At 74.2% G+C, this 21,309-nt stretch carries 17 protein-coding genes and 1 pseudogene; 10 read left to right on the top strand and 8 right to left on the bottom strand.

The genetic code is table 11. The annotated features are described in order from the left end of the window. Positions 1 to 29 precede the first annotated feature (29 nt). From ACFVHI_RS12340 to ACFVHI_RS12325, 4 genes are all read left to right on the top strand, one after another. The gene (locus ACFVHI_RS12340; protein ID WP_079136051.1) at positions 30 to 1,583 is read left to right on the top strand and encodes a hypothetical protein; all 1,554 of its coding nucleotides are present in this window, start codon (positions 30 to 32) and stop codon (positions 1,581 to 1,583) included. A 66-nt stretch (positions 1,584 to 1,649) separates the two neighbouring features. Further along, positions 1,650 to 2,525: a hypothetical protein gene (locus ACFVHI_RS12335; RefSeq protein WP_063350182.1), complete on the top strand. Its 876-nt coding sequence runs from the start codon at positions 1,650 to 1,652 to the stop codon at positions 2,523 to 2,525. Between the two features lie 37 nt (positions 2,526 to 2,562). Continuing rightward, positions 2,563 to 7,155, top strand: a complete 4,593-nt coding sequence (locus ACFVHI_RS12330; protein ID WP_380338316.1) for a hypothetical protein — start codon at positions 2,563 to 2,565, stop codon at positions 7,153 to 7,155. 10 nt (positions 7,156 to 7,165) lie between these two features. After that, positions 7,166 to 7,930 carry a metallophosphoesterase gene (locus ACFVHI_RS12325; protein ID WP_380338314.1) on the top strand — a complete coding sequence of 255 codons (765 nt, stop codon included), beginning with the start codon at positions 7,166 to 7,168 and terminating at the stop codon, positions 7,928 to 7,930. A gap of 24 nt (positions 7,931 to 7,954) precedes the next feature. Here the strand turns inward: ACFVHI_RS12325 and ACFVHI_RS12320 are convergent, their stop codons facing one another. Both ACFVHI_RS12320 and ACFVHI_RS12315 read right to left on the bottom strand, forming a co-directional pair. Beyond that, a complete protein-coding gene (locus ACFVHI_RS12320; RefSeq protein ID WP_380338312.1) occupies positions 7,955 to 8,305 on the bottom strand; it encodes a hypothetical protein in 351 nt (116 codons plus the stop codon). 174 nt (positions 8,306 to 8,479) lie between these two features. After that, positions 8,480 to 9,175: a FadR/GntR family transcriptional regulator gene (locus ACFVHI_RS12315; protein ID WP_380338311.1), complete on the bottom strand. Its 696-nt coding sequence runs from the start codon at positions 9,173 to 9,175 to the stop codon at positions 8,480 to 8,482. Between the two features lie 166 nt (positions 9,176 to 9,341). Between ACFVHI_RS12315 and ACFVHI_RS12310 the strand changes: the two genes are divergently transcribed. Together ACFVHI_RS12310 and ACFVHI_RS12305 are read left to right on the top strand one after the other, a co-directional pair. After that, entirely contained in the window at positions 9,342 to 9,908 is a 567-nt protein-coding gene (locus ACFVHI_RS12310) for a gluconokinase (RefSeq protein ID WP_380338308.1), read from the top strand. A gap of 2 nt (positions 9,909 to 9,910) precedes the next feature. Continuing rightward, positions 9,911 to 11,299 carry a gluconate:H+ symporter gene (locus tag ACFVHI_RS12305; RefSeq protein ID WP_063350187.1) on the top strand — a complete coding sequence of 463 codons (1,389 nt, stop codon included), beginning with the start codon at positions 9,911 to 9,913 and terminating at the stop codon, positions 11,297 to 11,299. 113 nt (positions 11,300 to 11,412) lie between these two features. On the opposite strand, the gene ACFVHI_RS12300 is transcribed toward ACFVHI_RS12305, so the two are convergent. The 6 genes from ACFVHI_RS12300 to mmuM all read right to left on the bottom strand — a co-directional run bounded on the left by ACFVHI_RS12300 (position 11,413) and on the right by mmuM (position 18,303). Then, entirely contained in the window at positions 11,413 to 11,886 is a 474-nt protein-coding gene (locus ACFVHI_RS12300; protein ID WP_380338305.1) for a hypothetical protein, read from the bottom strand. Between the two features lie 144 nt (positions 11,887 to 12,030). Further along, entirely contained in the window at positions 12,031 to 13,626 is a 1,596-nt protein-coding gene (locus ACFVHI_RS12295; RefSeq protein WP_063350189.1) for a glycerol-3-phosphate dehydrogenase/oxidase, read from the bottom strand. A gap of 173 nt (positions 13,627 to 13,799) precedes the next feature. After that, positions 13,800 to 15,320, bottom strand: coding sequence for a glycerol kinase GlpK (gene glpK, locus ACFVHI_RS12290; protein WP_063350190.1), 1,521 nt, complete (start codon positions 15,318 to 15,320; stop codon positions 13,800 to 13,802). A gap of 93 nt (positions 15,321 to 15,413) precedes the next feature. After that, a complete protein-coding gene (locus ACFVHI_RS12285) occupies positions 15,414 to 16,151 on the bottom strand; it encodes an MIP/aquaporin family protein (protein ID WP_063350191.1) in 738 nt (245 codons plus the stop codon). Between the two features lie 280 nt (positions 16,152 to 16,431). Then, the gene (locus ACFVHI_RS12280) at positions 16,432 to 17,196 is read right to left on the bottom strand and encodes an IclR family transcriptional regulator (protein ID WP_063350192.1); all 765 of its coding nucleotides are present in this window, start codon (positions 17,194 to 17,196) and stop codon (positions 16,432 to 16,434) included. Between the two features lie 162 nt (positions 17,197 to 17,358). Next, positions 17,359 to 18,303, bottom strand: coding sequence for a homocysteine S-methyltransferase (gene mmuM, locus ACFVHI_RS12275; protein WP_380338300.1), 945 nt, complete (start codon positions 18,301 to 18,303; stop codon positions 17,359 to 17,361). 161 nt (positions 18,304 to 18,464) lie between these two features. On the opposite strand from mmuM, the pseudogene ACFVHI_RS12270 reads away from it, so the two are divergent. The 4 genes and pseudogenes from ACFVHI_RS12270 to trxA all read left to right on the top strand — a co-directional run. After that, positions 18,465 to 18,887: pseudogene (locus ACFVHI_RS12270) on the top strand (NUDIX domain-containing protein); the annotation flags it as partial. Between the two features lie 121 nt (positions 18,888 to 19,008). After that, positions 19,009 to 19,638: a hypothetical protein gene (locus tag ACFVHI_RS12265; RefSeq protein WP_380338411.1), complete on the top strand. Its 630-nt coding sequence runs from the start codon at positions 19,009 to 19,011 to the stop codon at positions 19,636 to 19,638. A 202-nt stretch (positions 19,639 to 19,840) separates the two neighbouring features. Then, on the top strand, positions 19,841 to 20,809 hold the full coding sequence (gene trxB / locus ACFVHI_RS12260) for a thioredoxin-disulfide reductase (RefSeq protein ID WP_063348471.1): 969 nt from the start codon (positions 19,841 to 19,843) through the stop codon (positions 20,807 to 20,809). 143 nt (positions 20,810 to 20,952) lie between these two features. After that, positions 20,953 to 21,279, top strand: a complete 327-nt coding sequence (gene trxA / locus ACFVHI_RS12255; protein ID WP_063348470.1) for a thioredoxin — start codon at positions 20,953 to 20,955, stop codon at positions 21,277 to 21,279. Positions 21,280 to 21,309 lie beyond the last annotated feature (30 nt).

Below are 21,309 nucleotides of genomic sequence, written 5' to 3'. Positions count from 1 at the left end.
GTCGGTGCGAACCTCTAATCTTGTGCACCGTGACCGCCATCGCTGACCCGCCCACCCTGCCCGGCCCCCGGCCGCCCGCCGGGTCCGTCGCGGCGAGGCCCGCGCCCGGCCCCGCCGCCGACGAGGGCCTGGCCCGCCGGCTCAAGGCGCTGGCCTGCACCGCCCCCCTGCACGACCTGGACAACCGCAAGGTCAATCTGGCGGGCGAGTACGGCGGCTACGCGATGGCCGAGGTCGGTCTCGCCGCGATCGACCTGGTCACCCTGCACATGGACTTCGACACCGGCGCCGACCGCGACATAGTGCTCGCCCGCCTGCTGCCCCGGGTCGCCGCCCAGGCCGCCGGCCGCCCCGCCGCCGAGCACGAGCGGGTCGCCCGCTGGGTGCTGGAGTCGCTGATCAACGTCGGCAGCGTCGACCGGGGCTTCCGCGCCGTCTACGGCACCTTCGGCGCGGACGGCGCGTACGTCCGGCGCGACTACGACTTCAAGCTGATCGAGGAGGTCCCCGGCCCCGACGGCGGCGTCTACCTGCGCACCACCGACGAGGCGGTCAACGTCCTGGTCGGCGCGCTCGACACCGACGTCACCTCGGCCCAGATCGCCGCCGAGGTCAAGCTGGAGGTGCTGATCCGCCGCGGCCGCCTGGCCGACGCCCAGCTCGCCGCCGAGCAGGCCCGCTACCGCACCGTCCAGTACGCCGAGACGCTGCGCCGCGCCCTCGACGCGACCCGGCGCAACGTCCGCGCCGTCGACTGGATGCGCGCCATCCCGGACCTCATCGACGAGGCGCTGGACCACATCGCCGACCGCTACCGGCACGAGAACGCGATTCTCACCAACATCCGCAAGGCCCGCGACGAGGCCGAGCCGAACACTCCCGAAGGGGCCGAGAACAAGCGCCGCGCCGCCGAGCTGCTCGACATCGTCAAGGACTGCATCCGCCGCCACACCAAGCTGCAGACCCGCCTGCTGGAGGCCGGCCCGCTGTTCCGCGCCGAGCAGGACCGGCAGGCCTTCGCCACCCCCGGCGCCCGCAGCGGCATCGACCTCTACGGCCAGCTGCTCGCCCCCGTGCTGCGGCTGCCGGTCGAGCAGGCCGTCCGCCCCACCGGTGCCTTCTTCGCCCGCGGCGCCGGCCTGCGCACCCCCGTCTCCGTCCGGGTCGCCGACCTGGTCGACCTGCTGCTCACCCCGCCGGTCGAGCGCGAGCACCTCGGCGCCGAACTGCCCGACCCGGACCTGGTCGCCACCCCGGACGACAGCCGCTTCTCCGAAGCCCAGCTGGAGGCCGCGCTGCTCCTGCTCGACCTGCCCGCCGACGCCCCCCGCCGGCTCTCCGGCCTGCTGGCCGAGGCCCGCGGGCAGGACCCGGAGCTGCCGTACCTGGTCGCCCTGCTGGCCGTCCACGCGGCCAGCCCGCCGGTCGGCACCGCCTACCGGCAGGGCGAGGAGCGGCTGCTGTTCGCCGTGGACGACGGCACCCCGCTGCGCGACCCGCAGTTCGGCGGCGCCGACCTGATCGTCGGCAGCGCCCTGCTCGACGCGGCCGGCATGGCCGCCGACCGCAAGGACGCCGGCTGACGAAGCCGCCGTCTCGACGCACCACCAGATCACCCGTACTAGCAACAGCCCCGAGGAGCACCGCCCGTGACGACCCACCACGACACGTCCTGGGCGGCCGAGACCGAACCCGCGGCCCCCGCCCCGATCACCCCGGGCGACGTCGCCGACGCCGCCCGGCTGGTCTCCTTCGGCCTCCAGGCCAAGCTGCTCCCCGCCCGCGACGCCGAGTACGCCGAACTCGTCCGCCGCCACCGCGAGGACCCGCCGTTCGCCCGGCTCGCCGACGCCGTCGCCACCGGCATGGGTCTGGTCGTCCTGGAGGTCTCGCCGCGCGCCGGCATGGCCGTCGCCGCCGCCGAGGACTCGCTGTTCGCCGTCCGGATGGGCGACTACTCGCGCCGCGCCGCCACCGAGTCCACCGACCGCTTCCTGCACGGCCTGGCCCACCTCGCCGTCGCCGCGATGGCCTTCCCCCGGCCCGAGGACCTCGCCGACGACGGCTACCTCGGCCGGATCACCGTCAACGGCGTCGACGCCTTCGTCCGCCAGGCCTGCCGCCGCCTGGAGGAGCAGGCCGCGACCGAGGGCGACAACACCGACCCGCAGTCCGACGCCCCCGGCCTGGAGGCCGCCTGGCGGGTCTGGGCCCGGCGCACCGCCACCGGCGCCACCAAGGACGCCCGCCGGCTCTCCGGCTCCACCATCGGCATCGTCGCCAAGGCCGTGCTGTTCCTGGTCGACTCCGGCTTCCTGCAGAAGGTCTCCGACGACTCCGGCGGCACCTACCGCACCACCGCCCGCTACCAGCTCCAGGTCCGCGACCTGGCCGGCAGCGCGGCCATGGCCGAACTGCTCGACCTCGGCATCGTCCCGGTCTCCGACGGCACCGCCAGCCTGCTGCCGCCGGACACCGGCGACGAACTGGTGGCCGACGCAGGCCTGCCGTTCCACTCGCTCTGACACCCCTACCCGACTCGCCCACGGAGAACCGCCGCACATGTACGAGCTCAACCGGGTCCGCCTCTACTCGATCGGACCGGCCGGCGCCCGCTACGCCGACACGGTGCTCGACCTGCGCGGTGTCGGCGAGCCCGTCGCCGACCCGGCCCCGCAGCAGATCGGCCTGTTCGGCGAGGACACCGAGGGCCCGGTCCGCCGCCCCGCCCCGGCCGGCGTGCTCTTCCTGGAGAACGGCGGCGGCAAGTCCGTCCTGCTCAAACTGATCTTCTCGGTGATGCTCCCCGGCCACCGCAACACCCTCGGCGGCGCCAGCTCCGGCGTGCTGCGCAAGTTCCTGCTCGCCGACGACTGCGGCCACGTCGCGCTGGAGTGGCAGCACACCGTCACCGGCGAGCTGATCGTGGTCGGCAAGGTCAGCGAGTGGCGCGGCCGCCAGGTCTCCTCCGACCCGCGCAAGTTCGCCGAGACCTGGTACTCCTTCCGCCCCGGCCCCGGCCTCACCCTGGACTCGCTGCCGGTCGCCGAACGCATCGGCCTGGCCGGCGACCAGAAGGCCCGCGGCCGCCGCCGCACCATGAAGGGCTTCCGCGACGCCCTCACCGAGGCCGGCAAGGCCCACCCGCACCTCGACCTGGTCTTCGAGGACGGCCACGACCGCTGGACCGAGCACCTCGGCGAACTCGGCCTCGACCCCGAACTCTTCCGCTACCAGCGCGAGATGAACGCCGACGAGGGCGAGGCCGCCGGCCTCTTCGCGGTCAAGCACGACAGCGACTTCACCGACCTGCTGCTGCGCGCCGTCACCGACACCCGGGACACCGACGGCCTCGCCGACCTCGTCCACGGCTTCGCCGCCAAGCTCGGCCGCCGCGCCGAACTCACCGCCGAACGCGACTTCACCGCCGGCTCCCTCGACCTGCTGGAACGCATCGTCGAGGCCACCGGCGCCCGCGAGAGCGTCCGCGAGGCCCACCGCACCGCCGAACGCCGCACCCGCCGCCTCGCCCACGCCCTCACCTCCCGCGCCGCCGCCGAACGCGACCGCGCCCAGGACCTCGCCATCGAGGTCGCCGCCGCCGCGGGCGCCGTCACCGCCGCCGAGGCCGACCGCACCCGGCACACCCTCATCACCGCCGAACTCACCCACCGGCACGCCACCCTGGGCCTCGCCGCGGCCACCGCCGAGGCCGCCGCACTGCGCCGCGAACTCATCGACGCCCGCACCCTGCACTCCGCCTGGCAGGCCGCCGAGGCCGTCCTGCGCCAGCGCGCCGCCGCCGACCGGATCACCCGGGTCGCCGCCGCCATCCGCGAGGCCGAACTCGACGCCGCCCCCGCGCTCGCCGCCCGTGCCCGCGCCGCCACCGCCCTGGCCCGCGCCCTGGAAGGCGCCGCCGCGGCCGCCGAGGCCCGCGCCGACACCGAGGAGCAGCGCGCCGGCGAGCTCCAGGACGACGGCGCCAAGGCCCAGTCCGACGCCACCGAGGCCGCCACCGCCGCCCAGAAGGCCCGCAGCGAGGTCGACCACCTGCGCCAGCGCCTCGCCGAGGTCGAGCAGGAGACCGCCGCCGCCGTCGAGGCCGGCTTCATCGACGCCGACGGCGACGTCGACCCGGCCCGCGCCGCCCTGCACGCCGCCGACGTCGAGAAGGCCGCCGGCGCCGCCCTCGCCCAGGCCCGTACGGCCGCCGAGGCCTGCGCCGCCCGGCTGCGCGAGGCCGCCGCCGCCACCGGCCGCGCCGAACTCGCCGCCGAACGCGCCGGCGACGCCCGCACGGCCGCCGCCCGGGCGCTCGCCGCCGAGCAGCGCACCGCCGCCCTGCTCGCCACCGAGCAGCGCCTCTCCGACCTGCTCTCCCTGACCCCCGCACCCACCGACTGGAGCGACGACGGGTCAGGGGCCGAGGAGGACGCCGGCTTCCTCACCCCCGCCGTCCTCGACCGCAACGCCGAGTACCTGCGCGAACTCCTCGACGAGTCCATCGCCACCGCCGAACGCACCCTGTTCGACCTGCGCACCGCCGCCGCCGACGACTCCCGCATCCTCGCCGCCCTCGGTGACGGCGGACTGCTGCCGCCCGGCCCGGACGTCCTGGCCACCGTCGAGTACCTCGCCGAGCACGGCATCCCCGCCCTGCCGGGCTGGCGCTACCTCGCCCAGTCCGTCGACCCGGCCGACCACGAGGCGATCCTCGCCGCCCGCCCCGAACTCGTCGACGGCGTCGTCGTCACCGACCCGGCCTCGCTGGAGCGGGCCCGCGAGGCCCTGCAGGCCGCCGCCCTGCTGCCCCGCTCCACCGTCGCCGTCGGCGCCGCCGCCTCCCTGATCGCCCCGATCACCGACCAGCCCGCGTTCTTCCTGGTGCCGCCGAACCCGGCCATGCACGACGAGTCCGCCGCCGACGACGAGCGCCGCGAACTGCGCGCCCGGGCGAGCGCCCGCGAGGAGCACATCCGCGAACTCGCCGCCCGCCTCGGTGCCGACCGCGCCCTCGCCGCCCGCCTCGCCTCCTGGCACGCCAGCTGCCCGCCCGGCACCCTCGCCGAACTCGCCGCCGCCGCCGAGGCCGCCCGCGAGCACGCCGAGCAGGCCGCCGCCGCCCTGGCCACCCTGCGCGCCGACCACGACGAGGCCGAGACCGACCACGCCGCCGCGGCCGCCGCCCACGAGGAGCACCGCGAGGCCGCCCAGCGCGCCCGCCGCCGCGCCGACGCCCTCTCCGGCCTCGCCTTCCGGCTGCGCGAGCGCGCCAACTGGGCGCGCCGCCAGCGCGAACTCGCCGAGGACGCCGCCGAGTGCGACCGCCGCCAGGCCGTCTGCGCCGAACGCGCCCGCACCTGCGACGAGGACCGCCGCGCCGCCCAGCGCGCCGCCGACGACGCCCGCCGCACCGCCCGTACCGTGCGCGCCGAACGCGCCGAGATCCCCGCCGCCGAGCAGGCCGACGAGCCCTCCGAGTCGGCCCCCGCCGCACTGCCCGCCCTGCGCGAGGCCTACCGCGCCGCCTCCCAGCTGTACGAGAAGGTCGGCGTCGGCGCCGACCTGCGCGCCGAGCAGGCCCGCGCCGAGGGCGACGAGGCCGCCGCCGCGACCGAACTCGACCGCCTCACCAACAAGGTCCGCACCCGCGCCGAGGAACTCCTCGGCAGCCCCGACGGCGCCGACGGCCCGGCCCGCCAGGCCGCGGCCGCCCGCGCCGAGGACCTGGTCGCCACCATCGAGGCCCGCTCCGCCGCCGCCAGCGAGCAGCTCGGGCGCCTGCGCGGCGAGGCCGAGCGCTCCGCCCCCGCCGACGGCGAGGCGCACACCGAACTGCCCGAGGACCTCGTCCCCGCCGACCCCGAGCACGCCCAGGTCCTGCTGCGCACCGCCACCAGCCGGCTCGCCGAACGCCGGGAGGCCCTGGACGCCGCCCGCACCGCGCACGCCGACCTGCAACGCACCTTCGACGCCGCCCAGTCGGCCGCCGCCGACTTCGACGAACTCGCCGGCCAGCTGCGCGACGGCCTGCGCGAGCAGCAGGAGGACGACGGCCAGTCCGCCGAGCCCTACCTCGGCTCACTGCCGGAGGCGCGCGGCACCGCCGCCGAGGCCCGCCGCGCCCTGCGCACCGCCGCCGGCGAGCTGTCCTCCGCCGAACTCGCCGTCCGCGACGCCTCCGACGCCCTCGTCCGGCACGCCAACGCCGCCCGCTACGAGGCCGTCCGCACCCCCGCCCGCCAGCAGATCCGCGAACTGCCCGCCGCCGCGCTGCCCGAGCACGCCGCCGCCTGGGCCGCCGCCTTCGCGCCCCGGCTGCGCGTGCTGACCGACGAACTCGCCCAGCTGGAGCGCAACCGCGGCTCGATCGTCGACCGCCTGCGCGGCCTGGTCGAGTCCTCGCTCACCACCCTGCGCGCCGCCCAGCGGCTCTCCCGGCTGCCCGAGGGCCTGGGGGAGTGGTCCGGCCAGGAGTTCCTGCGGATCCGCTTCGAGGACCCGGACCACGCCACCCTGGTCGAGCGCCTGGGTGAGGTCATCGACGAGGCCACCCGCGCCGCCGTCCGCAAGAACAGCGACCTGCGCCGCGACGGCATGTCCCTGCTGCTGCGCGGGGTCGCCGCCGCGATGGGCCCGAAGGGCGTCAGCGTCGAGATCCTCAAGCCGGACGCGGTGCTGCGCGCCGAGCGGGTCGGCGTCGGCCAGATGTCCGACGTCTTCTCCGGCGGCCAGCTGCTCACCGCCGCCATCGCGCTGTACTGCACGATGGCCGCGCTGCGCGCCAACGACCGCGGCCAGTCCCAGCTGCGGCACGCCGGCACGCTGTTCCTGGACAACCCGATCGGCCGCGCGAACGCCACCTACCTGCTGGAGCTCCAGCGGGCCGTGGCCGACGCGCTCGGCGTCCAACTGATCTACACCACCGGCCTGTTCGACACCACCGCGCTCGCAGAGTTCCCGCTGGTCATCCGGCTGCGCAACGACGCCGACCTGCGGGCGGGCCTCAAGTACATCTCGGTCGAGGAGCACCTGCGCCCCGGTCTGCCCGCCCCGCAGGACCCGGACGGCCCGGCCATCCACGGCGAGATCACCGCCACCCGGATGTTCAAGCGTCCGGCCGAGGTTCCGGCGCAGTCCTCAACTGACTAGCGTGGCGTGCATGCTGACGATCGCGCACTTCAGTGACATCCACCTCGGGCAGGAGCACCGCCGGGACGGCGGCAGGCGCGCCCGGCGGCGGGCCGGGCAGGTGATGGCGTACCTCGACGCCCTGCCCGGCCCGCTGGACGCGGTGCTCGTCACCGGGGACCTCGCCGACCACGGCCTGCCCGCCGAGTACGAGCAGGTGGCCAAGGTGCTGGACTCCCGGTACCCGGTGCTCATTTGCCCCGGCAACCACGACCGCCGGGCGCCCTACCGGGAGGTGCTGCTCGGCGAGGCCCCCGCGGACGGCCCGGTCAACCGGCTGCACCGACTGCCCGGCGCCGACGTGCTGATGCTGGACTCCTCGATCCCCGGCCGCGATGACGGCCTGCTGGACGAGGAGACGCTGGCCTGGCTGGACGCCGAACTGGCGGCCGGCCGCGCCGACCTGCCGGCGCTGGTGGCCTTCCACCACCCGCCGGCCGTCCTGCACCTGCCGAACGTCGACCCGATCCGCCAGTTCGGCGAGGAGGCGCTGGGCGCGGTGCTGGCCCGGCACCCCCGGGTGGCCGGCCTGCTCTGCGGCCACTCCCACACCGGCGCCGCCACCACCTTCGCCGGACTGCCCCTGCTGGTCGCCCCGGGTGTGGTCTCCACCGTCACGCTGCCCTGCGAGGGCGGGCCCGGCATCTCCTTCACCCAGCCGCCGATGCTCGCCTTCCACGTCCTGGACGACACGGGCCGGCTCACCACCCACTACCGGGCCGTCCCGGAGGGCTGACCGCGACTGTCGGCCGCAGGTGTCCTACGCGGCCGGCAGTCGCGGCTGGCGCTGTGGCCCGCCGGGGCGGGGGAGCGGCCGGGCGGCCAGCGGGTCGGGCGCCCGGTTGCCCGCCATCGGGTGCGCGGAGCCGGGCGCGCGCTGCCGCTGGGCGGCGACCTGGCGCGAGATCAGGATCTCCAGCAGGCACCACATCGTGCCGAACACCCCGAGCCCCATCGTCATCAGCGCCGGCGTCATCAGCCAACTGTCCGCGTACGAGGCGAGCGTGGCGACGACCACGCCGACCAGGGTGAAGGACAGGCAGAGCACCGCCCGGACGGCGGCGGCGCGCACCTCGTCGGGCAGGCGGCGACGGCGGCGTGGCACGGACATCGATCGACCCCCAGGCGCGGACTCGGCGGCGGACACGGGACGGGCGCACGCGAAACGCGCCCCCTTGCCTCACTCTGCCCCGCCGAACCAGGACTATGCGTCCGAATCCACCGAACTGCCGTCAAAGCGCGTGATCCGGGCAGCCGGCAGCGGGCGGCCCGCCGCCGGGGGAGGTCAGCCCAACTGCTGGTTGAGCTCCTCCAGGGCGCCCGCCACGATCGTCCGCATGGCCTGCTCGGCCTGGACGGCGTCCCCCGCGCAGATCGCGTCGGCGACTTCGCGGTGCAGCCGGATCGCGTACGGCTCCGGCTGATGGGGCATCAGATGGTACTCGGTCCGCCCGGTGAGCACCGCCCCCACGGTGTCGCCGAGGTGGGCGAACATCTCGTTGCCGGAGGCGCGCAGCACGGTGGCGTGGAATTCGATGTCGTGCCGGAGGAAGGTGGTGAGGTCGGCGGCCCGCGCCGAGACGGTCAACTCCACGGCCAGTGAGCCGAGTTGGCGCCGGTCGTCGTCGCTCGCGTGCACCGCGGCGAGCGCGGCCGCGGCCGGTTCGACGGCCACCCGCAGCGAGCCGAGCGAACGCAGCTGGGCCGAGCGGTCCGCGCCGGCCAGCCGCCAGCGGATCACCAGCGGGTCGAAGACGTCCCAGAGCGACCTGGGCTGCACGGTGATCCCGACCCGCCGCCGGGACGCCACCAGGCGCATCCCCTCCAGGATCCGCACCGCCTCCCGGACGACCGTCCGGGACACCCCGAACCGCTCCTCCAGTTCCTCGCCGCGCAGCACCGCACCCTCGGGAATCTCCCCCGACGCGATCGCGGGCCCGAGCTCGTCAAGCAGCCGACCGGGCAGCCCCTGGATCTCCATCCGCCCAGCGTAGACGCCCGTCCCGCCGTCACCACCGGCGCGTACCGGGTCCCGCGCCCTGCGATCTACCCCACAGCTCAAAAGTATGACGATTTGGTTTCCACCACTTGAATACGTCATATCTTTGAGGCGATAGTGGCGGCCAGGCAACGAAGGAGCACCACCCATGGCTCTCAGCGTCGAGAACCACGACTTCCCGGCAGTGACACCGGCGGGCCCTCTCACCATCGTGGTGATGGGCGTCTCCGGTGTCGGCAAGACCACCCTGGCCCGCCTGCTGGCCGAACGACTCGACCTCCCCTACGCGGAGGCGGACGACTTCCACCCGGCGGCCAACATCGCCAAGATGTCGGCCGGCATCCCGCTGGACGACGAGGACCGCGCCCCCTGGCTGCGCGCCGTCGGCGCCTGGCTCAAGGAGCGGGCCGAGGACGGCACCGGCGGCGTGGTCACCTGTTCGGCGCTGAAGCACCGCTACCGCGACACCCTGCGCGCGGCCTGCCCGGGTGCCTACTTCCTGCACCTCAGCGGCGGTCACGAGCTGGTCGAGGACCGGCTCGCCCACCGCACCGGCCATTTCATGCCGCCGTCGCTGCTCGACTCCCAGTACGCCGCCCTGGAACCCCTGGGCGCGCACGAGCGCGGCGCCGTCCTGGACGTCGGTCCGTCCCCCGAAGAACTCGTCGAGATGGCCGTGGCGTTGCTGCGGCCGGTCAATGGAGACCTCGCGTGAGTATGTCCCCCACTCTGCTCGCGGCCGCCCCACCGGCCCTGCCGCACACCAGCAGCGACTCCCAGTTGCTGATCGCGGTCCTGCTCAGCATCGGTGTGATCGTCCTACTGATCACCAAGCTGAAGCTGCATCCCTTCCTCGCCCTCACGCTCGGCTCCGGCCTGCTGGCCGCCGTCGCGGGCGCCCCGTTCGACAAGCTGCTCAACAGCTTCTCCACGGGCTTCGGCTCCACCGTGGCCGGCGTCGGCCTGCTGATCGGGCTGGGCGCGATGCTCGGCAAGCTGCTCGCCGACTCCGGCGGCGCCAACATCATCGCGGACACCGTGCTGGCCCGGTCGGGCAACAAGGCGCTGCCCTGGGCGATGGCGCTGATCGCCGCCGTCCTCGGCCTGCCGCTGTTCTTCGAGGTCGGCGTCGTCCTGCTGATCCCGATCGTGCTGCTGGTCGCCCGCCGCGGCAACGTGCCGCTGATGCGGATCGGCATCCCCGCGCTGGCCGGCCTGTCCGTGCTGCACGGCCTGGTGCCCCCGCACCCCGGCCCGCTGGTCGCCGTCGACGCCCTGAAGGCGGACCTCGGCATCACCCTGGCGCTCGGCCTGCTGATCGCCGTGCCCACCCTGATCGTGGCCGGCCCGCTGTTCTCCCGGCTGGCCGAGCGCTGGGTCGGCCCGCTGGAGATCCCGAAGGCCACCGCCCCCGAGGAGAGCGCCAAGCCCGAGCACACCCCGTCCTTCGGCGCGGTGCTGGCGACCATCCTGCTGCCGGTCGTGCTGATGCTCGGCAAGGCCCTGACCGACGTGGTGATCGACAACCCGAAGGCGTTGGGCCAGCGGGTGTTCGACTTCATCGGCTCGCCGCTGATCGCGCTGCTCGCCGCCACCCTGCTCGGCATGCTGACCCTCGGCAAGGCGGCCGGCTTCGACAAGGCGCGGATCTCCGACACCGTCGGCAAGTCGCTCGGCCCGATCGCCGGCATCGTGTTCATCGTCGGCGCCGGCGGTGGCTTCAAGCAGACCCTGATCGACGTGGGCGTCGGCAACGCGGTGAGCGAGTGGTCCAGCAAGTGGCACATCTCGGCGCTGCTGCTCGGCTGGCTGATCGCGGTGCTGATCCGCCTGGCCACCGGCTCGGCGACGGTCGCCACCATCACCGCCGCCGGCATCGTCGCCCCGCTCGCCGCCGACATGTCCTCCACCCACGCGGCCCTGCTGGTCCTGGCGATCGGCGCCGGCTCGCTCTTCCTGTCGCACGTCAACGACGCCGGCTTCTGGCTGGTGAAGGAGTACTTCGGGATGAGCGTCGGGCAGACGCTGAAGTCCTGGTCGGTGATGGAGACGGTGATCTCGGTCGTCGCCATCGCCCTGATCATGCCGCTCAGCCTGATCATCTAGGCCGGACAGCGCCTGAAGCCGCCGACATCCGCCGAGGGGCGGCACCCGTACCGCACGGGTGCCGCCCCTCGGGCGTGCCCGACGGCCGGGGCCCAGCCCAGCGGCCCCGACAGCTACCGCAGCACGACCCGCCAACCGTCGCCGCCGTCGCGGCCGCCGGGCCGGAGCACCAGCTCCTTCACCTGCCCGGTGTCGTGGAAGGTCAGCACCACGGTCTGCCGCTCGGCAGGGTCGTCCTGGAAGTCGGCCGTGACGGCCCCCTGGGCGCCCCGTCCGTACTCGCGGACCCAGGCCGCCGAAGCGTCCCCGCTGTCCCCGTTGTCCCCGCCGTCCGAGGCGCCGAGCTCCGCCAGCCGCCCCTCGGCCCCTTCGGCGAGCCGCCACACCAGCTGCTGGACCACGCCGAGCGTGCCGGTGGACGGGTACCCCGTCACCCGCAGGTGCGGATGGGCGGCGTAGTCGGCCTTGTACGCCAGCTCGGCCTCCGAGGCCCCGCCGGAGCACCCGGTGAGCAGCGCGACCGCGAGGCCCGCCGCAGGCAGACCTGCGGCGCGGCGGGCGGTCCGAAATCCAGACAAGATCGTCATCAGGGAGAATCATGCGCGAAGGGCGGGCACCCGGAAAACCCGGGTGCCCGCCCTTCGCGAGGCTGTGCCTAGCTGGCTGTGCCTACTTGGTTCCGCGCTTCGCGAGGCTGTGCCTACTTGGTTCCGCGCTTCGCGAGGCTGTGCCTACTTGGTTCCGCGCTTCGCGAGGAAGGCCTCGACCTCGTCCCGGATCTCCGGCGTGTCCAGCCCGCGCACGGTCATCGTGGTGCGGCGCCGCAGCACGTCGTCCGCCGTGTACGCCCACTCGCTGTCGGCCGCGTAGGCGACCTGCGCCCAGACGTCCGGGCCGTCCTCGTGGATCGGCCGGCCCAGCTCCGGGTTCTCGTCGATCATGCGGGCGATCTCGAAGGACAGCGTGCCGTAGTGGCTGGCCAGGTGCTTGGCCACCAGCGGCTCCATCCGGGAGCCCGGGTCGCGGTCGATCAGCAGCCGGTGCGCGACGGCGTTCGGCGCGCCGACACCCGGCAGCGGCACGGTCGCCGCGATCGGGGACATGTCCTCGCCGAGGCTGGTGCCGGGCACGTGCGCCAGCTTCTCCAGCACGGTGCGGCCGATGTGGCGGTAGGTGGTCCACTTGCCGCCGGCGACCGACAGCATGCCGCCCTTGCCCTCGGTGACGACCGTCTCGCGCTTGGCGGCGGCGGTGTCGCCCGGGCCGCCGGGCAGCACCCGCAGGCCGGCGAAGGAGTAGGTGATCAGGTCGCGGTCGAGGTGCTCGTCGCGGATGGCGTGCGCGGCCTCGCCCATGATCTGGTCGATGTCCGCCTCGGTGGCCCGGACGTCCTTCGGGTCGCCGGTGTACTCCTCGTCGGTGGTGCCGAGCAGGACGTGGTCCTCCCACGGGATGGCGAAGGAGACGCGGTACTTGTCGATCGGGATGGTCAGCGCGGCGCGCCACGGCGCCCGGCGCTTGACCACCACGTGGGCGCCCTTGGAGAGGCGGATCGACGGCGCGGCGCCGGCGTCCTCCATCTTGCGCAGGTGGTCCACCCACGGGCCGGTGGCGTTGAGCACCAGGCGGGCGTCGATGCCGAACTCGGTGCCGTCCAGGCGGTCGCGCAGCTCGGCGCCGGTGACCCGGCCGCCGGTGAAGCGCAGGCCGGTGACCTCGGCGTGGTTGAGCACCACGGCGCCGGCGTCGACGGCGGCGCGCACGGTCATCACGGCGACGCGCGAGTCGTTCATCTGGTGGTCGCCGTAGACGGCCACCGAGCGCAGGCCCTCGGTGCGCAGCGCGGGCACCTGCTGGGCGGCGTGCGCGGCGGTGGAGACCCGGCCCATGCCGTCGCGGAAGGCGGACAGCGCGGAGTACAGGAAGACGCCGGCGCCGAGCTTGGGCGCGCTGTGCGGGCCGCCCTTGTAGACCGGCACGAAGAAGGTCAGCGGGTTGACCAGGTGCGGCGCGACGTCGGTGGCGAGCGCGCGGCGCTCCTTGTGGTTCTCGGCGACGAGCTTGACCGCGCCGGTCTGCAGGTAGCGCAGACCACCGTGGACGAGCTTGGAGGAGGCGCTGGAGGTGGCGCCGGCGAAGTCGCCGCCGTCGACCATGGCGACCTTGAGTCCGGCCTGGGAGGCGGTCCAGGCGACGGCCGTGCCGAGGATGCCGCCCCCGATCACCAGCAGGTCGTAGGTGGCCTTGCCGAGCAGCTCACGGGTCTCGGCGCGGGAGGCGGTGCGGCCGGCGGTGCGCTCGGCGCCCAGGGTCGGGATGGTTGCCATGGTGGTTGTGTACGGCGCGCGGGTCAGGCGGCGCCGTTACTCCTCTCGTGTGCGGTGCGGCCTCTGCTGAGAGGCCGGTCGGCCCGGTGCGGCGGGCCGGTGAAACGCGGTGACACCCGCTGCCGGAACGGCGGGCGGCCGGTCGGGGCTCGGGGCCCCGACCGGCTTGTCGGTCAGTCGGTCTCTTCTTCCTCCACCCACCCCATGGTGCGCTCCACGGCCTTGAGCCACTTCTTGTACTCGCGCTCGCGAGTGGCCTCGTCCATGCGCGGGGTCCATTCGGCGGCGCGGTGCCAGTTGGCCCGCAGGGTGTCGAGGTCGGTCCAGAAGCCGACGGCGAGCCCGGCCGCGTAGGCGGCGCCGAGGGCGGTGGTCTCGGCCACGTACGGGCGCTCGACCGGGGCGTCCAGGACGTCGGCGATGTTCTGCATGAGCAGGTTGTTGCTGGTCATGCCGCCGTCGACCTTGAGGGCGGTGAGCTCGACGCCGGAGTCCTTCTGCATGGCGTCGACGACCTCGCGGGTCTGCCAGGCGGTGGCCTCCAGGACGGCCCGGGCCAGGTGGCCCTTGGTGACGTACCGGGTCAGGCCGGCGATCACACCGCGGGCGTCGGAGCGCCAGTACGGGGCGAACAGGCCGGAGAAGGCCGGGACGAAGTAGGCGCCGCCGTTGTCCTCGACGGTGTTGGCGAGGGTCTCGATCTCGGCGGCGGTGGAGATGATGCCGAGCTGGTCGCGCAGCCACTGGACGAGCGAGCCGGTGACGGCGATCGAGCCTTCCAGGGCGTAGACCGGGGCCTGGTCGCCGATCCGGTAGCCGACGGTGGTCAGCAGGCCGTGGTACGAGTTGACGATCTTCTCGCCGGTGTTGAGCAGCAGGAAGGTGCCGGTGCCGTAGGTGGACTTGGCCTCGCCCTCGTCGAAGCAGGTCTGGCCGAACAGCGCGGCCTGCTGGTCGCCGAGCGCGGAGGCGACCGGGACGCCGGCCAGGTCGCCGACGGCCTCGCCGTAGACCTCGGCGGAGGAGCGGATCTCCGGCAGGACGGCCATCGGCACGCCGATCGACTCGGCGATCTTGTCGTCCCACTGCAGGGTGTGCAGGTTCATCAGCATGGTGCGGCTGGCGTTGGTGACGTCGGTGACGTGCTTGCCGCCGTTGACACCACCGGTGAGGTTCCAGATCACCCAGGTGTCCATGGTGCCGAACAGGATGTCGCCGGCCTCGGCGCGCTCGCGCAGGCCCTCGACGTTGTCCAGCAGCCAGCGGATCTTCGGGCCGGCGAAGTAGCTGGCGAGCGGGAGGCCGGTCTCGCGGCGGAAGCGGTCCTGGCCGACGTTGCGGCCGAGCTCGCGGCAGAGGCCCTCGGTGCGGGTGTCCTGCCACACCAGCGCGTTGTGGACCGGCTCGCCGGTGTTCTTGTCCCACAGGACGGTGGTCTCGCGCTGGTTGGTGATGCCGATCGCGCGGATGTCGTCCTTGGTCAGGCCGGCCTTCTCCAGCGCGCCGCGGACGACCGACTGCACCCGGGTCCAGATCTCGGCGGCGTCGTGCTCGACGTAGCCGGGCTGCGGGAAGATCTGCCGGTGCTCCTGCTGGTCGACGGCGACGATCCGGCCGTCGGCGCCGAAGATGATGCAGCGGCTGGAGGTGGTGCCCTGGTCGATCGCGGCGATGTAGTTGCCAGTGGAGGTCATCAGAGGGTCCTCGGCTCAGGATTCGGGGGTTCGGGGTGGGTGGGCCCGACGTAGTGGTCGGTCCCCGTGCTCGGCGGGTTCGAACCCGGCCCTTTAGAACATCGCGTTGTACAGACCGCCGGCCAGCGCGCCGCCGATCAGCGGGCCGACGACCGGAACCCAGGCGTACGACCAGTCGGAGCCGCCCTTGTTCGGGATGGGCAGCAGCGAGTGCACGATGCGCGGGCCGAGGTCGCGGACCGGGTTGATCGCGTAGCCGGTGGGGCCGCCCAGCGAGAGGCCGATGCCGACGACCGTGAGGGCCACGATCAGGGTGCTGAGGCCGCCGGCGGCCAGACCGTCGTTCTTGCCGAGGGTGAGGATCGCCATGCAGAGGATGAAGGTGCCGATGACCTCGGTGACGACGTTCTGGATCGGGTTCCGGATCTCGGGCCCGGTCGAGAAGATGCCGAGGGTGGGCTCCTCGTTGGCCTGGAACTGGCCGAGGTAGGTGAGCCAGACCAGCACGGCGCCGATCATCGCGCCGAGGAACTGGGAGCCGAGGTAGAGCGGCACCTGGTTCCAGTCGCCGCTCTTGATGGCGAGCGCGATGGTGACGGCCGGGTTGAGGTGGGCGCCGGACTTCGGAGCCGAGATGTAGGCGGCGATCAGGACCGCGAAGCCCCAGCCGAAGGTGATCGCCAGCCAGCCGGCATTGAGGGCCTTCGACTTCTTGAGGGTCACGGCGGCGCAGACGCCGCCACCGAGAAGTATCAGGGCGGCGGTGCCGAGGGTTTCGCCGACGAAGACGTCGCCGTTGGAGAACGCGGACACAAAGACTCCCTTGTCCATATGGCCCGGAGGTGTGGGTGGGGGCGGCCGGCCGATCGTTGTGCGGGTGAGCGCATCGGGGGATTGATCTTCCCGGCCATCGTTCGACAATGTCGACCGTTATGCGGAAGCTTCCTCCCCTGGTTGCCCTCGCGTCAAGGCAGGGTTACGGAGCTGTGACCCTTCCCCCGAAGTTACCCAGCGGAGCGGGCCAAACCGGGGCAAAACGCCAAGGCGCGGACAGGCCGATGCCCGTCCGCGCCTCAGCGTGACGATGTGGCCGCCGGTGCGGCCCGGGGTTTCAGAAGCGCCCGGCGCCCAGATCGCGCGAGATCGCCCGTGCCGCGCTGCGCACCGAGGCCACCAGCGACGGCTTCACGAAGCCGTCCTCGCAGACCCGCTCCACCGGGCCGCTGATGCACACCGCGCCCACCGGGTTGCGCCGCCGGTCCTGGATCAGCGCGCCGATCGAGGCCACGCCCTCCCAGGTCTCCTCGATCGAGTCCGTCCAGCCGCGCTCACGGATCAGCGCGCACTCGGCGTCCACGTCGGCCGCCTCGGTCAGTGTCCGCAGGGTGTACGACTCGTACGGCCCGTCGCCCAACTCGCCGCGCGCGACCGGGTCGTAGGCCAGCAGCACCTTGCCCAGCGCGGTGCTGTGCAGCGGCTGCATCGAGCCGACCTCCAGCACCTGCCGGGTGTCGTCCGGCCGGAAGACGTGGTGCACGACCAGCACGCCCTGCTGGTGCAGCACCCCCAGGTAGACGGTCTCGCCGGCCGCCCGGGCCAGGTCGTCCGCCCAGACCAGCGCCCGTGCCCGCAGCTCGTGCACGTCCAGGTAGCTCTGCCCCAGCCGCAGCAGTTCGGCGCCCAGCTGGTACTTGCCGCTCTCCGGGTCCTGCTCGACGAACCCCTCCTGCTGGAGCGTGCGCAGGATGCCGTGCGCGGTGCCCTTGGCGAGTTCCAGCGCCGTCGCGACCTCGGACAGGCCCAGGCGGCGCTCACCGCCGGCCAGCAGGCGCAAGATCGCGGCGGCCCGGGAGAGCGACTGGATCGGGCCGGGCATGGGGACCTCCGCGCTGACAGGCGGTCGACATTGTCGACCGCAGTGGTAACGGGACGAGTCTGCCAGGCCGTCGCCGGTCCGTGCACCTTCCCCCTCGGTAACCCGCGCTCGGCCGTCCGTTAACCTCCGCCGCCCGCCGCGCCGCTCACACTCAGACGTCCCTCACTCCCCGACGTCGTTCGAGCGCCCCCGGCGCACCGCGACCTCCGCCGCCAGCGCGGCGATCCCGTCCGGCCCCACCCGGCAGCAGCCGCCCACCAGCCGTGCGCCGCCCGCCAGCCAGCCGCCCACCCGGGCCGAGCGGAACGTCGGCTCGCCGCGCCAGTCCCGGCGCGCGGCGTCCCACTCCTCCCCGCTGTTCGGGTACACCACCACCGGCTTGCCGGTCACCTCGGCCGCCAGCGCCACCGCCCGGTCCGCGTCCTGCGGGGTGCAGCAGTTCACGCCCACCGCCAGCACTTCGTCCACCCCGGCCGCCAGCGCGAACGCCTCCGCCAGCGGCTGGCCCGCCCTGGTCCGGTCGCCCGCCACGCTGAACGACAGCCAGGCCGGCACGCCCAGCCCGCGCACCAGCTCCAGCAGTGCCCGCGCCTCGTCCGCGTCCGGCACCGTCTCCAGCGCCAGCACGTCGGGCCCGGCCGCCGCCAGCGCCTCCAGCCGCGGCCGGTGGAAGGCCACCAGCTCCGCGGTGCTCAGCCCGTACCGGCCCCGGTACTCCGAACCGTCCGCCAGCACCGCCCCGTACGGCCCCACCGACGCCGCGACCCAGCGCCGCCGCCCGCCCGGCTCGGCCCGTGCCGCCTCCCGGGCCAGCTCCACGCTGCGCGCCAGCAGCCGTGCGGCCTGGGCCCGGCCCACTCCGCGCCGGGCGAAGCCCTCGAAGCTCGCCTGGTAGCTCGCCGTGATGGCGACGTCGGCCCCGGCCGCGAAGTACGCCCGGTGCGCCGCCACCACCGCCTCCGGCGCGTCCGCCAGCAGCCGCGCCGACCACAGCTCGTCGAGGAGGTCGTGCCCGGCCGCCGCCAGCTGGTTCGACATCCCGCCGTCCAGCACCAGCGGACCGGCCGCCAGCGCCGCGGCGAAGTCCGGCGGGGGAGCAGTGGGCATGGGGCCTCCTCGGGCGCGGTCGTTCCTGTTCACAGCCTAGAAGCCGGGCATCCCCGCGGACCCGGAAAACCATTTGCCGCCGGGGAACGGAATCGCTACGTTGTGCTCAGCCAGAGAACGACAGCACCCCGTACGGCGGCGAGCGCGGAGAGGAGCCGGTGATGGAAACGGACGACCCGTCCACCCCGCCCCCGACCACGCCCGCGAGCGAGCAGGACGAGCAGGAGTGGCTCGCCGCCTACGACCCGCGCGCCTACGCCCCGATCGCCGTCACCGTCGACGTGGTCGCCCTGACCTTGCGCCACAGCGGCCTGCACGTCCTGCTCGTCCAGCGCGGCGCCCCGCCCTACCAGGGCTGCTGGGCCCTGCCCGGCGGCTTCCTGCGCGCCGGCGAGGAGAGCCTGGACGAGGCCGCCGCCCGCGAACTCGCCGAGGAGACCGGCCTGCTCGGCGGCTCCGAAGTCGAGGCCGCGCTCTGCCGCGTCCACCTCGAACAGCTCGGCACCTACGGCGCCCCCGAGCGAGACCCGCGCATGCACGTCGTCTCCGTCGCCTACCTCGCCTTCGCCCCCGACCTGCCCGACCCGCAGGCCGGTACGGACGCCGCAGCCGCCACCTGGCACCCCGTCGCCGACCTCGACCTGGGCACCCGGCCCGGCGGCCGACCCCGAGCCGCCGGTGCGCCCGCCGACACCCACGGGGGTGGTGTCGGCGGGGCCCCCCGCCCCTCCCCCCCCCCCCCCCGCCGCGGCCACCGGCCCGGGCCGCCCCCGCCCCCGCCCCCGGCGGCGACGCGCCGGCCTGCTGCTCGGCGCGACCGCCGCCCTGGCCGCGATCGCCCTCGGCGCAGCCCTGCTGCTGCACCCGGCCGACCAGGACGACCAGCACCCGACCCTGTCCGCCGGTGCCCCCGCCTCCGCCTCCCTCGGCACCGGCGCAAGCCCCGGCACGGCGCAGAGCCCCCGCGCCGACCACGCCGCGGGGGCCGGCCCGGTGTACCGGGACGACCAGCTCGCCGCCCAGATCCAGCAGCTGCTGGCCCGGTCGGGCACCGCCCCCGGGCTGCGCCCGACCGGGCCCGCCAAGCCCTCCGCCGCGATGCCCGCCGACGGCCGCCAGGAGCTCACCACCCAGGCCTCCCCGCCGTCCTCCCCGCCGTCCTGCCAGGCCCTCGCCGAGGGCGTGCCGCTGGCCACCGACCACGGCAGCTACGCGGGCGCCCCGGTCGAGGTCCTGGTCTACCCGGCGCCCGGCCGGCCCGGGTTCGCGGACGTCTACCTGCGCTCCCCCGACTGCGGCCCGGTCGTGCTGCAGCGCACCGTGCCCACCCGTTGACGTCCCGGGGCGGGCGCCCAGGGGATCCGGGCTCCGTTCCCATGCGATCGACGAGCAGGGCGCCGCGCCACTCCCACAGTGCGGTCGCCTGGTACTGATCCGCCTGGGAATGCGAGACACTGGTCAGTCGTTGTCCCGGGCGGCGGAGCAGAACCGCCCTCCCCGCACCTAGCGCGGGTCGCGATGCGAACCAGGAGATGCAGTGAGCGACGTCCGTAACGTGATCATCATCGGTTCCGGCCCGGCCGGCTACACGGCCGCGCTCTACACGGCGCGGGCCTCCCTCAAGCCGCTGGTCTTCGAGGGGGCCGTCACCGCCGGCGGCGCCCTGATGAACACCACCGAGGTCGAGAACTTCCCGGGCTTCCGGGACGGCATCATGGGTCCCGAGCTGATGGACAGCATGCGGGCGCAGGCCGAGCGCTTCGGCGCCGAGCTGATCCCGGACGACATCGTCTCGGTCGACCTCACCGGTGACATCAAGACCGTCACCGACTCCGAGGGCAACGTGCACCGGGCGCGCGCCGTGATCGTCACCACCGGCTCCCAGCACCGCAAGCTGGGCCTTCCGAACGAGGACAAGCTCTCCGGCCGCGGTGTCTCCTGGTGCGCCACCTGTGACGGCTTCTTCTTCCGCGACCAGGACATCGCCGTGGTCGGCGGCGGCGACACCGCCCTGGAGGAGGCGACCTTCCTCTCCCGCTTCGCCAAGAGCGTCACGATCATCCACCGCCGGGACAGCCTGCGCGCCTCCAAGGCGATGCAGGAGCGCGCCTTCGCCGACGAGAAGATCCGCTTCGAGTGGGACAGCGCGGTCGAGGCCATCCACGGCGACCCGAAGCTGAGCGGTGTCACCCTGCGCGACACCACCACCGGCGAGACCCGCGAGCTGGCCGTCACCGGCCTGTTCATCGCGATCGGCCACGACCCGCGCACCGACCTGTTCAAGGGCCAGCTGGACCTCGACGCGGAGGGCTACCTCAAGGTCGAGGCGCCCTCGACCCGGACCAACATCCCGGGCGTGTTCGGCGCCGGCGACGTCGTGGACCACACCTACCGCCAGGCCATCACGGCCTCCGGCACCGGCTGCTCCGCCGCCCTGGACGCCGAGCGCTACCTCGCCGCCCTGGACGACCTGGAGGCCAAGGCCACCGCCGCCGTGGCGGTCTGACCCCCTCGCCACCGACCGACCCCCGCGGGGGTGTGACACCCGTTTCACGTGAAACACCCCCGCCCCGGCCAGGGCGAAACAGAACGGGCCCGCCCGTTGTTCTCCTGGCAGCAGCCCCCTCCGTCCGAACCCGAGGAGTTCCCGTGGCCGGCGCCACCACCACCGTCACCGACGCGACGTTCAAGGCCGACGTCCTGGACAGCGACAAGCCCGTGCTGGTCGACTTCTGGGCCACCTGGTGCGGCCCGTGCCGCCAGGTCGCCCCGATCCTGGACGAGATCGCTTCCGAGCACAGCGACAAGCTGACCATCGCCAAGCTGGACGTGGACGCCAACCAGGCGACCGCCGCCCAGTACGGCGTCATCTCGATCCCGACCCTGATCCTCTACAAGGGCGGCGAGCCGGTGAAGTCCATCACCGGTGCCCGTCCGAAGGCCGCGCTGCTGCGCGAGCTGGACGGCTTCATCTAGGCCCTGTCCGGTCGACCGGTCGTCGACCGT

The organism is Kitasatospora sp. NPDC127121, from assembly GCF_042677305.1.
Taxonomy (GTDB): Bacteria; Actinomycetota; Actinomycetes; order Streptomycetales; family Streptomycetaceae; genus Kitasatospora.
Note: the sequence above shows the minus strand (reverse complement) of the source record. Positions and strands in the feature narration are given on the sequence as shown.

What these genes read in the sequence shown, in the direction of transcription:
- ACFVHI_RS12330 (WP_380338316.1), top strand. Translation starts at nt 2,563, where the DNA reads ATGTACGAGCTCAACCGGGTCCGCCTCTACTCGATCGGACCGGCCGGC.
- ACFVHI_RS12325 (WP_380338314.1), top strand. Translation starts at nt 7,166, where the DNA reads ATGCTGACGATCGCGCACTTCAGTGACATCCACCTCGGGCAGGAGCAC.
- ACFVHI_RS12320 (WP_380338312.1), bottom strand. Translation starts at nt 8,305, where the DNA reads ATGTCCGTGCCACGCCGCCGTCGCCGCCTGCCCGACGAGGTGCGCGCC.
- ACFVHI_RS12315 (WP_380338311.1), bottom strand. Translation starts at nt 9,175, where the DNA reads ATGGAGATCCAGGGGCTGCCCGGTCGGCTGCTTGACGAGCTCGGGCCC.
- ACFVHI_RS12310 (WP_380338308.1), top strand. Translation starts at nt 9,342, where the DNA reads ATGGCTCTCAGCGTCGAGAACCACGACTTCCCGGCAGTGACACCGGCG.
- ACFVHI_RS12305 (WP_063350187.1), top strand. Translation starts at nt 9,911, where the DNA reads ATGTCCCCCACTCTGCTCGCGGCCGCCCCACCGGCCCTGCCGCACACC.
- ACFVHI_RS12300 (WP_380338305.1), bottom strand. Translation starts at nt 11,886, where the DNA reads ATGACGATCTTGTCTGGATTTCGGACCGCCCGCCGCGCCGCAGGTCTG.
- ACFVHI_RS12295 (WP_063350189.1), bottom strand. Translation starts at nt 13,626, where the DNA reads ATGGCAACCATCCCGACCCTGGGCGCCGAGCGCACCGCCGGCCGCACC.
- glpK (WP_063350190.1), bottom strand. Translation starts at nt 15,320, where the DNA reads ATGACCTCCACTGGCAACTACATCGCCGCGATCGACCAGGGCACCACC.
- ACFVHI_RS12285 (WP_063350191.1), bottom strand. Translation starts at nt 16,151, where the DNA reads ATGGACAAGGGAGTCTTTGTGTCCGCGTTCTCCAACGGCGACGTCTTC.
- ACFVHI_RS12280 (WP_063350192.1), bottom strand. Translation starts at nt 17,196, where the DNA reads ATGCCCGGCCCGATCCAGTCGCTCTCCCGGGCCGCCGCGATCTTGCGC.
- mmuM (WP_380338300.1), bottom strand. Translation starts at nt 18,303, where the DNA reads ATGCCCACTGCTCCCCCGCCGGACTTCGCCGCGGCGCTGGCGGCCGGT.